We start from the raw sequence: 9,108 nt of genomic DNA on the forward strand, positions 1-9,108 counted from the left end.
GAGTTTCACGATCTCTTTGAAGGGATCGGCTTGTGTCTATGCTTGACCATACGCTTAAGTCGGACGTGACGGCGCGCCGGCTGGAAGTGATCACGGAGACGGGACGCCGCCCGCCACGCTTCTGCAACTGACATCCCGCCCTCGTCAGGCCGCTCCGGAGACTTGATCGTGTGCAATCTCTTGTCTGATTGCGGTTGTTAGCACAATGGGTCAGCCTTCTTAAATCAACGGCCGCGAGGCTCGTTCTTGTCTCCGAGGTCGACGCTTGGTCGCCTCAATTCATGGTTCGAAGATCGACGGCTGCCATCTATTACGGCGAGCTGGATGCCCACAGATTGCAGCGCAGTCACGTCGACCTCGTCCTCGCGGGACGTCGTTTCCGCTGTTTAGCGGAGCCCTCAATGTCTCCTTGTGGTTATGCCATCGCTTCCTCGCGTGACCAGCGGAACTCGCTGCCATCGGTCCAAATGCGATGCATGACGATCGCAAGCTTACGTGCCACAGCAACGACTGCTCGACGTAGTCCGCGTCGCTTAGCTACTGCCATTCCCCATGCCTTCAGCGTTGACCAACGCTGGGTCCGCGTCAGCAGCGCGAGGGCCGCCTGGTACAATGTCGTTCTGAGCAGCGTGTCGCCACACTTCGATATGGAGCCGTTGCGGTCGATCTCTCCGGACGCATATTTTCTTGGTGTTCGACCAAGGTGAGCGCCGACGTCACGCGACCGTTGGAAGCGCGCAGGATCGTCGATGGTCGTGAGATAGGTGACCGCAGTCAACGCGCCGACGCCGGGAACGGTCATCAATCGCCGACAGGTCGACTCGACTCGCACGACCTCAAGCAGCATTTTGTGGAGCACGGCGTACTGCTGAGAAAGCGCAGAGCGCGCCGCGAGCATTGGCCGCAGCATTGCCGCTAACCGAGGTTCGTCAGCAACGAGATCGAGGGCGCGCTCCTCGAAGCTCGCCTGGGTTATGCGGCCAGCGAGTTTGAGGCCAAAAACGCGCAAAGTTCCGCGGATCTCGTTTTCGATGTCGATTTGCTTGACCAGAAGCGTCTCTCGGTTGGTGAGAAGCATCCGCAGTTCCTGGCTTACGCCGCTCTTTATGTGCACGATATTGTACCAACCGACCCGCATGACCTGCGCGATGGCGCGGGCGTCGTTCCGGTCCGTCTTTACGGGCATGGTCTTCGTCAGTCCTCTGAGGCGTCGCGGGTCGATGCAGATCGCTGGCCAACCGGCTGCGCGTAACTCGGCATAAAGCCAGCGAGCGAGACCACCGATCTCAAGGCCGACCCTCGTAACGGAGATATCCAGTTCGATGAGCCAAGCCGTAATCGCCTCTGGCTCGGATGCCACTTTGCCTTCGCGAATGACGATGCCGTCGTGATCTACCACGCAAATTGCGGTCTCACTTAAGGATACATCCAGGCCAACGTAGTGCTGCATATTATTCTCCTGTTGCACGCCCGCCCTTGCGGACTCCTTGCCACAGGCTGAGCCTTTTGGCTGCAACCGCAATCACCTCATCTATTCGATGACGAAAAACGTCGACGCGATCCGTCGCCTGTTCGGCGCGCTCAACAGTCACGTCGGCAATCTGCCATCGATGCCCGGCATCTTCCCGGACTATCCGGCCCCTATCGTCCGCAATGCGCCGAACGGCCGCGAGGTCGCCATGGCGCGCTGGGGCATGCCGTCTTCGTCGAAGGTGCTGATGGACGCAACGAAGAAGCGAGCCGAGAAGCTCGAAGCCAAGGGCAAAGCGGCGGACTTCAAGGAGCTGTTACCTATGGAGCCGGACAGCGGCACGACCAACATCCGCAACCCCAGCAGCAGCCATTGGAAGCGGTGGCTCGGGCCGGATATAATCGCTGCCTTGTGCCGCTCACGTCGTTTTCCGAGTACGACACGATCGACGGCAAGAAAGTGCCGGTTTGGTTCGCCGTCAACGAGTCACGCCCCCTCGTCGCTTTCGCTGGCATCTGGACGAACTGGACCAGCGTTCGCAAAGCGAAGGAGGGCGAGATCACCATAGATGTCTTCGGCTTTCTGACCTGCGAGCCGAATGTCGAGGTGAAGCGCGTGCATCCAAAGGCGATGCCGGTGATCCTAACGACGGCGGAGGAGTATGACGTCTGGATGCGCGCCCCCTGGGACGAGGCCGAGGCGCTGCAGCGTCCGCTGCCGGACGGCGCGTTGAAGATCGTGGCGACAAGCGAGAAGGAGGATCCCTCCACGGCCACTTAGTGCTGTGCACAGGAAGGCGGAACACGTGGACAGGCGACAGTGCCCGCGATTTCGAATCCCTGCCCTGTGCTAACTGGCCGGAACGATGGACGGGCGCGGACGATTCTTATCGGCAGGAGCGATCAATGCTGATGTCTAGGGAAAGGCGGCCCGCGGTCGGGACGCTGCGCGGCTGGGCCATGTCGGTCCTCCACGACGCCGGAGCCATTCGGGAGTGCGGGGAGCACGGCTGGATGCAGGATCGCGGCGCCCCTCACGCCCGCGAGCGTGCATTCAACGTCGCGCGTCAGGATCCGCCGGCCGGGGTTTCTCCGGCGGTCGCCGCGGTCGCGATCGCCGAGGTTCTGGATTCGATCGGAGACACATGCCCTGGGTGTTCGCACGAGGATCTCATCTAACGTCGCGACGAGCCGACCGCAAACCGCTATAATTTGCGGATGCCCCCGTCCAAGCTCGGACTGGGTTATGCCTATGAGGGCATCAAACGCCTTGTCGACATCGTTGGCCCTGCCTTTGCCAAGGAGATCTTCTACACGGCCCGCCGCTTTCATTCCTCGGAAGCCCAGGGTATGGGACTCGTCAATCGAGTTGTTCCGCGCGCAAAAATTGAAGCCTATGTGCGAGACTATGCTGCATCGATCGGAGAGAACGCGCCGCTAACTATCCGCTCGGTCAAGCTTTGCGTGAACGAGGCAACCAAAGATCCCAGCGATCGGAACCTGGCCGCCGCGCAGGTCGCCGTCGATGCCTGCTTCGCATCTGAAGACTATATCGAGGGCCGGAATGCGTTTCTTGAGAAGCGCAAGCCAATCTTTCGCGCGCGGTGAGGTCTGAGGAGTTGCCCATGGTTTGGACCTCCTGAAGCCGCCGCCGGCGAGACCATTGACGAGGGTCTGGTTGATCGGCGTGCCATCGAACTGGAAGTGATGTCCTTGGCGAGTGGAAGTTTGGCGATGGTGAGCTGGTACTTGATCAATCTTGCCTGCTTCTCGCTGATCTCGGCGGTGAGCAGATCACCGACAATGCGTTGCGGCTCATGCTGGCGCTTGATGGCGGTCACCATGATCTCGTCGAAGGCGGCCTTCATTCCGTAGAGTTTGAGCTCGCCCATAAGATCGAAGATTTGGTTCGTTCCATCAGATAGTCCTCCGGAGGTTGTCGTAGCGGGCACAATCGGCGGTCGGCCACTCGGTCAGCTCCGCTTGCGTCACATCGCAGGCTGGTCCGGCCGAGCCGGCTCGCGCCGCGGTCCGGGCCGGACGCTGGCCCGTGGTGGAAAGCGCATTGATCTGCGCCTTCTGCTCATCGCTCAGGAGGCCGTAGAACTTATCGAGCGGCCCTTGCACCGTCTCCACCGCGACCATCATCGCTTCGATGCGCCGCTGCAACGGTGGCGTTTCCGCTTGCCGGACGAGCGCTGCCCGCAAGCGTTCCGCGCGGTCGATGCGGCGAAAAGGACTGGCCCTTCAATGTGACTCACCTGATTGCTTCGCCGCTTTTGCGGTCGAAGAAATGCAAGCCGCGCGGATCCAGCGACAGGCGCAATGGCTGGTGCAGCACCAGCGTCGCCTCGGCGTCGATACGTGAAGCCAGCAGCGTGGCGCCGCCAACACGCACCGCGACCAGCAGCTCGGCACCGAGCTGTTCCGTCACCTCGACATTGGCGTCAAAGCCGGTGCCATGTTCCGGGCGCGGCTCGCCCATGAGCACGTGCTCCGGCCGGACGCCAAGCACGACGTCACGTGTACGCTGGCGCGAGAGTTCGCCGACCCGGTCTTGCGGCACGCGGATACGGAAGTTCTCGGCTACAGCGTGCAAGCGATCATCGCTGTTCTGCAGCTCGACAGACAGGAAGTTCATTGCCGGCGCGCCGATGAAACCGGCGACGAAGCGATTGCGCGGCCGGTTATAGATTACGAGCGGTGTCGCCGCCTGCTGGATGCGGCCATCGAGCATGACGACGACGCGATCGCCGAGTGTCATCGCCTCGACCTGATCGTGGGTGACGTAGATCGAAGTGGTCGCCACGCGCTCGCGCAGTCGCTTCAGCTCGATCCGCATCTGCGCGCGCAGCTTGGCGTCGAGATTGGACAACGGCTCGTCGAACAGGAACACCTGCGGATGCCGGACCATGCAGCGGCCGAGTGCGACCCGCTGCTGCTGTCCGCCGGACAGCTCACGCGGCTTGCGGCTCAGCAGTTGCTCGATGCCGAGGACCGCGGCGGCGTGCATCACCTCTGTCTTGATATCGGCCTCCGGTACCTTCCGATTGCGCAGTCCGAAGGCGAGATTGTCGTAGGCCGTCATGTGCTGGTAGAGCGCATAGTTCTGGAACACCATCGCGATGTCCCTGTCCTTCGGCGGCAGCCGGTTGACCACGCGCTCGCCAATGCGGATGACGCCGCGGGTGATCTCCTCGAGCCCGGCGACCATGCGCAAGGTGGTCGACTTGCCGCAGCCTGAGGGTCCGACCAGCACGACGAATTCCTCGTTGGCTATCGTCAGATTGACGTCGACGACGGCGCGCACGCTGCCGTATTCCTTGTTGACCTCTTCAAGAACGACCTGGGCCATGATCACGATCCATCTCAGATCCGCAGGCCGCGGACCACGTATTTCTGCGCGAACAAGGTGATGATGATTGCCGGCCCCATGGCCATGACTGCCATCGCGCTCATCAGATTCCAGGCGGTGCCGAGCTCGGTGACGAACTGGGCCATGGTCACCGTGATCAGCGCGGTATTGTGACCAGTGAGGATCAGCGCGAACAGGAACTCATTCCAGGTGTAGAGCCAGGAGAGGATGCCAAGCGCGGCGATGGCTGGGATCGCCGAAGGCAAGGCGACGCGCAGAAACGCTCCCCAGCGCGTGCAGCCATCGATTAGTGCCGCATATTCCATCGACGGGTCGATGCCGTCGAAAAACCCCTTCATGATCCACGAAAAAAAACAGATGTGCACGGCAATATGCGGCAGCAGGATGCCGGCATAGGTATCGTAGATGCCAAGGTGGTAGCAGACGAGATACAACGGCAGTACCCATGAGATGTAGGGCACGGTACGGAACACGTAGATCGTGCCGAACCAGGCTCGCGGGATCGGTCCACGGAAGCGCGAGAGCATATAGCCGCTTGACACCGTGACGCCGATGGAGACGATAGTGGCCAGCGTTGCCACCAGGAAGCTGTTGACGAAGGCGTGCATAACCGCCTCGGTCGCCAGCACATCGCGGTAATTCTGCAAGGTGAAGTCGGTGCCGCGGTAGATATAGAAAACCGCCCAGCCCGGACGCAGCGAGGTTACCACCAGGATGACGATCGGCCCGAGGAAGAGAAGGACGATCGCGATCGTCGCCAGCAAAAAAAGGGCGCGGCGGCCGCCCGGAGCCAAAGCATCGGTCCAGCGATACCGACGGTCGGATTTTTTCGCGCACAATGCCATCATCGCGCAACATCCGCGACGCGGCCAGCCACCTTGTACATGGCACCGGCGACCACCAGAATGATGAGCGCCCCGATGATCGCGGCGGCCGAGCCGCGTCCGAAATCGAGGTTCACGAAGGTCTCGACATAGGTATAGATGCTGAAGACTTCGGTGGAGCGCGCCGGGCCGCCGCCGGTGAGAATCCAGACCACATCGAACGTGCGGAAGGCATCGATCGAGCGGATGAGAACGCAGACTGCGATCACCGGTCGCAGCATCGGCAGCGTCAGGTGAGTGAACGTCCGCCAGGCACCCGCTGCATCGATCTGCGCCGCCTCGAACGGCTCGCGCGGCAGGCTGCGGAGCCCGGCGAGCAGGATCAGGGCGAACCAAGGAGTCCAGATCCACACGTCAGTGAGGATAACGATGAAGAAGCTCGGCCAGCGCTGCGCAAGCCATGAGATCGGCCCAAACCCGACCCAATCGAGGAACGCCGCCACCACGCCGAACTGGTCGTTGAACACCCAGCGCATCATCATGGCACCGATAACCGGCGCGATCATTTGCGGCAGCAGAATGATGGTCTGCATAAGCCACTGGCCCGCGAAATTCCGATGCAGGTAATGAGCCAGCGCCAGTCCGCCGATGAGCGACAGAGTCACCGAAAGGAACGTCAACAGAAAGGTATTGGGCAAAACAATGGTCAAAAATGTCGAATCACCAAGGATGTAGAGATAATGCTTGAGACCGACCCAGGTCTGGGCTGGATTGAAGAGCTGCCAGTCGCGAAAACTCGCATTCGCACCGAAAACGATCGGCACTATCTGAAACAGCACAAGCACGATGCCGGCGGGCGCGATGAGAAGAAGCATGAAGCGCTCCTTCTCCCCGAGCCACGGCTCCGCATTCGGCTGGTTTGGCGCCGTACTGGAGGCCCGACCGTCGGAGGAAGCGGAATGCGTCTTCGCCATCGGAGGTCGCCCGGCTACTGTGCGACGGCTGCGTCGTGCACGGCCTTGGCGCCTTCTTTGAGAACGGCAGGAATGTCCTCGCGCTTTCCGGTCAGCGCCTTGATCGCCGCATCCGAGTAAGCCTTGTGCACCCGCGGCCAGTTGGCGAAGTAGTAGGCTGAATGCGCGTGATCCTGGTCGAATACGACCTCCTTGAGCTTACGAAATACTGGATCGCTAGCTGTTAGTCGGTCCCAGACCCTGACGTTGGGCGGAGGCCCGCCGGTCTCATTCCACATCTGCACCTGGCCGTCTTCGTCGGTGAGCATCTCGCCCAGCAATTTCTTGGCAAGGGCCTGATGCGCGGGCGACACGGATTTCGGAATCGCCCAGCCCCAGATGTCGAGCCACGTAATCGGTTTACTACGGCCGGGGCCGATCGGGTATGGAACCATGCCGATGTTTCCGGCCGCTCGCGATTTATTCTTGTCATTGTAATCGCCCCAGAAAGTCGAATCGGCGACCGTCATCGCCGCATCGCCTGCCATAAAGATGGCGTTCGCCTCGTTGCGTCCGTAGGTGGTGGTTGCCTCGGGCGCGATTCTATCCTTGTGGAGTGCGTCCCACCAGAAATCGACGATCTGCTGATGGCAGGGTTGGTCGATGATCGAGGTCCATCCATTCGCAGCGAGTACTTTGTTGTCGCGCTCGTAAATCGGCTTAAAGATGTCGCAGCCGCTGTTCCACATGGTCCACCACAGGGTGAACCATGTGTTGTTGAAGGACATGCCGCCGACATATCCCCATTTGACCTTGCCTTCCTTTTGCAGCTTCTGGCCAATTTGGACCATGTCAGCAAAAGTCTTCGGTACCTCGGCATCGGAAATGAGGTCCTTGCGGTAGAAGAAGGTGCCGACGGTATGGGCCATGGGGATGACTGTGAGTTCGTGTTGATCGTTCCAGAAGGCGTCGAGCGGCTGTTTCGCCACGTTGCGGATACCGGCGACATCGTCGGTCGTCACCAGATACTGCTGCCAGAGCTGACCCCAATCGTCGTTGTGCCAGATGATGTCGCACTGCGCACTACCAGTCGTCAGCATCTGCGTGACCTTGGGCACGTAGACATCGTAGGCGATGAGCGTCGTCGTCAATTTGACGCTTTCCTTCTTCGCCCATTTGTCGAGAATCTTCTGGCTCGCGACCATGATCGGATGGCCGCCATGACAGATGTTGAGTGTTTCCTCTGCTTGCGCGGCAGGGCTGCCCCACGACGCCGCCGCCCAGATCGCCAGTGCGGCACTCAACTGCAATCGCACCAGACCTTTCCTCTTCGGCATTGCTTCCTCCGTTTGTGTCAACGCAGCAGGCAACTCCTCTCGGTCGATACCGCTGTTGACCGTTCGTCCTCAGTCTCCAGGCTGCGGTAATCCGCCGACAAGAGCCGATCACTCCCCGCCTATAGAGATACTGAAGTTGCTCGCCGTCGCAGCCGCGTTCCTTCAAAATTCTTCCGATCGGACGCCGAGTTCCTGCGATGGCAAACGCACTTCCGGGATCTCGCCGTCGCAACGCACGGGATGCTGACGAGCGTGATCGGCGACCCGGTCGCACCCTTCACGACCCGGAAGCTCTCGTTGTGAATAACCTGCGGGTCGGTCACGACGTCCGCATAGTCGTTGATGGGTTCGTGCCAAATTCCGCGCGCTTCAAGCCGCGCCAGACTCTCAATCATCAGACTGCCGTCCCAGCGTATGTAGCAAACCGTTAAACGGCAAGGCGGCTGTGTCCTGCCTGGAGGCCTCTCACGACAAAAAATAAGGTCAGGACGTCTGGCATGTTTGAGATGTCTCAGCGATTTCCGCGGTTAACCGCATTCCGAGGTAGACCGCACATGCCGAAGATATCGCATTTCGGTTGCGAATGACGATTTCCGATCGTTCGACTGGACCGGGTTCCTTCTGCATGCGCTCGAGCAGCCTTGCGAAGGAACGTCTTCCATCCCTGTGAGGAAGGACCCCTCCTCCGCGCCATATACTTGGCGACGCTGGTCTGACCGATCTCGATGCCACGCTTGAGAAGCTCCCCGTGGATTTCCGGCGCTCCCCACAACGGGTCGGCGATGCTCATCTCGCGGATCAGCCGGCGAATTTCCAACGCTACAGCTGGTCGGCCGCTGCGGTTCCGCAATTTCCAGCGCCAAACGATCTGAAACCGGCACGGTGCCAACGGAGGTATCCGGCTTCACAATCGTCAGCGCCTTGATCGCATTTGGCACCAAACGATACAACCAACAGAGATCGGGCGATCCAGCGAGGCCGCCAACTGAGGTGGCCTTACTCTTCCGCGAGTTTCGTTTCGATATAGGCATTTACGGATTCAGCGAAGGACCGCTGCACGCCAACCACAGCATTATACTGGGCCAGAACGTCTTGCTGGATAAGCCTGAGGCCGCTCTTGCGAGCGCCCGAGGGCGTAACTTCCAGGT

Annotated in this window: 8 protein-coding genes and 2 pseudogenes; 3 read left to right on the forward strand and 7 right to left on the reverse strand. The window is 60.4% G+C overall.

Annotated features, from left to right (window positions below; translation table 11 throughout):
• Positions 1-415: 415 nt before the first annotated feature.
• Complete coding sequence (locus AC629_RS42825) at positions 416-1,450, reverse strand: IS110 family RNA-guided transposase (RefSeq protein WP_084810641.1); 1,035 nt, start codon at positions 1,448-1,450, stop codon at positions 416-418.
• A gap of 88 nt (positions 1,451-1,538) precedes the next feature.
• Between AC629_RS42825 and AC629_RS42830 the strand changes: the two are divergent.
• The 3 genes and pseudogenes from AC629_RS42830 to AC629_RS42840 all read left to right on the forward strand — a co-directional run bounded on the left by AC629_RS42830 (position 1,539) and on the right by AC629_RS42840 (position 3,078).
• Positions 1,539-2,251: pseudogene (locus AC629_RS42830) on the forward strand (SOS response-associated peptidase).
• A gap of 125 nt (positions 2,252-2,376) precedes the next feature.
• Complete coding sequence (locus AC629_RS42835) at positions 2,377-2,649, forward strand: hypothetical protein (RefSeq protein ID WP_084810635.1); 273 nt, start codon at positions 2,377-2,379, stop codon at positions 2,647-2,649.
• Between the two features lie 39 nt (positions 2,650-2,688).
• Positions 2,689-3,078, forward strand: coding sequence for an enoyl-CoA hydratase-related protein (locus tag AC629_RS42840; protein WP_084810636.1), 390 nt, complete (start codon positions 2,689-2,691; stop codon positions 3,076-3,078).
• Positions 3,079-3,111: 33 nt separating this feature from the next.
• Here AC629_RS42840 and AC629_RS42845 read toward each other — a convergent pair.
• The 6 genes and pseudogenes from AC629_RS42845 to AC629_RS42870 all read right to left on the reverse strand — a co-directional run.
• Positions 3,112-3,362 (reverse strand): annotated as a pseudogene (locus AC629_RS42845) (ATP-binding protein); the annotation flags it as partial.
• Positions 3,363-3,387: 25 nt separating this feature from the next.
• Positions 3,388-3,678, reverse strand: coding sequence for a Spy/CpxP family protein refolding chaperone (locus AC629_RS42850; protein WP_283848243.1), 291 nt, complete (start codon positions 3,676-3,678; stop codon positions 3,388-3,390).
• Between the two features lie 49 nt (positions 3,679-3,727).
• Positions 3,728-4,825, reverse strand: coding sequence for an ABC transporter ATP-binding protein (locus AC629_RS42855; RefSeq protein WP_084810638.1), 1,098 nt, complete (start codon positions 4,823-4,825; stop codon positions 3,728-3,730).
• 14 nt (positions 4,826-4,839) lie between these two features.
• Positions 4,840-5,694 (reverse strand): carbohydrate ABC transporter permease, encoded by an 855-nt coding sequence (locus tag AC629_RS42860; RefSeq protein ID WP_084810639.1) that lies wholly within the window; start codon positions 5,692-5,694, stop codon positions 4,840-4,842.
• Positions 5,691-6,545 (reverse strand): carbohydrate ABC transporter permease, encoded by an 855-nt coding sequence (locus AC629_RS42865; protein ID WP_245332188.1) that lies wholly within the window; start codon positions 6,543-6,545, stop codon positions 5,691-5,693. Before AC629_RS42865 ends, AC629_RS42860 begins: the two co-directional genes overlap by 4 nt.
• A gap of 113 nt (positions 6,546-6,658) precedes the next feature.
• Positions 6,659-7,993 carry an extracellular solute-binding protein gene (locus tag AC629_RS42870; RefSeq protein WP_210419212.1) on the reverse strand — a complete coding sequence of 445 codons (1,335 nt, stop codon included), beginning with the start codon at positions 7,991-7,993 and terminating at the stop codon, positions 6,659-6,661.
• Between the last annotated feature and the right edge of the window lie 1,115 nt (positions 7,994-9,108).

It is taken from the genome of Bradyrhizobium sp. NAS80.1 (genome assembly GCF_001908205.1).
GTDB lineage: Bacteria > Pseudomonadota > Alphaproteobacteria > Rhizobiales > Xanthobacteraceae > Bradyrhizobium.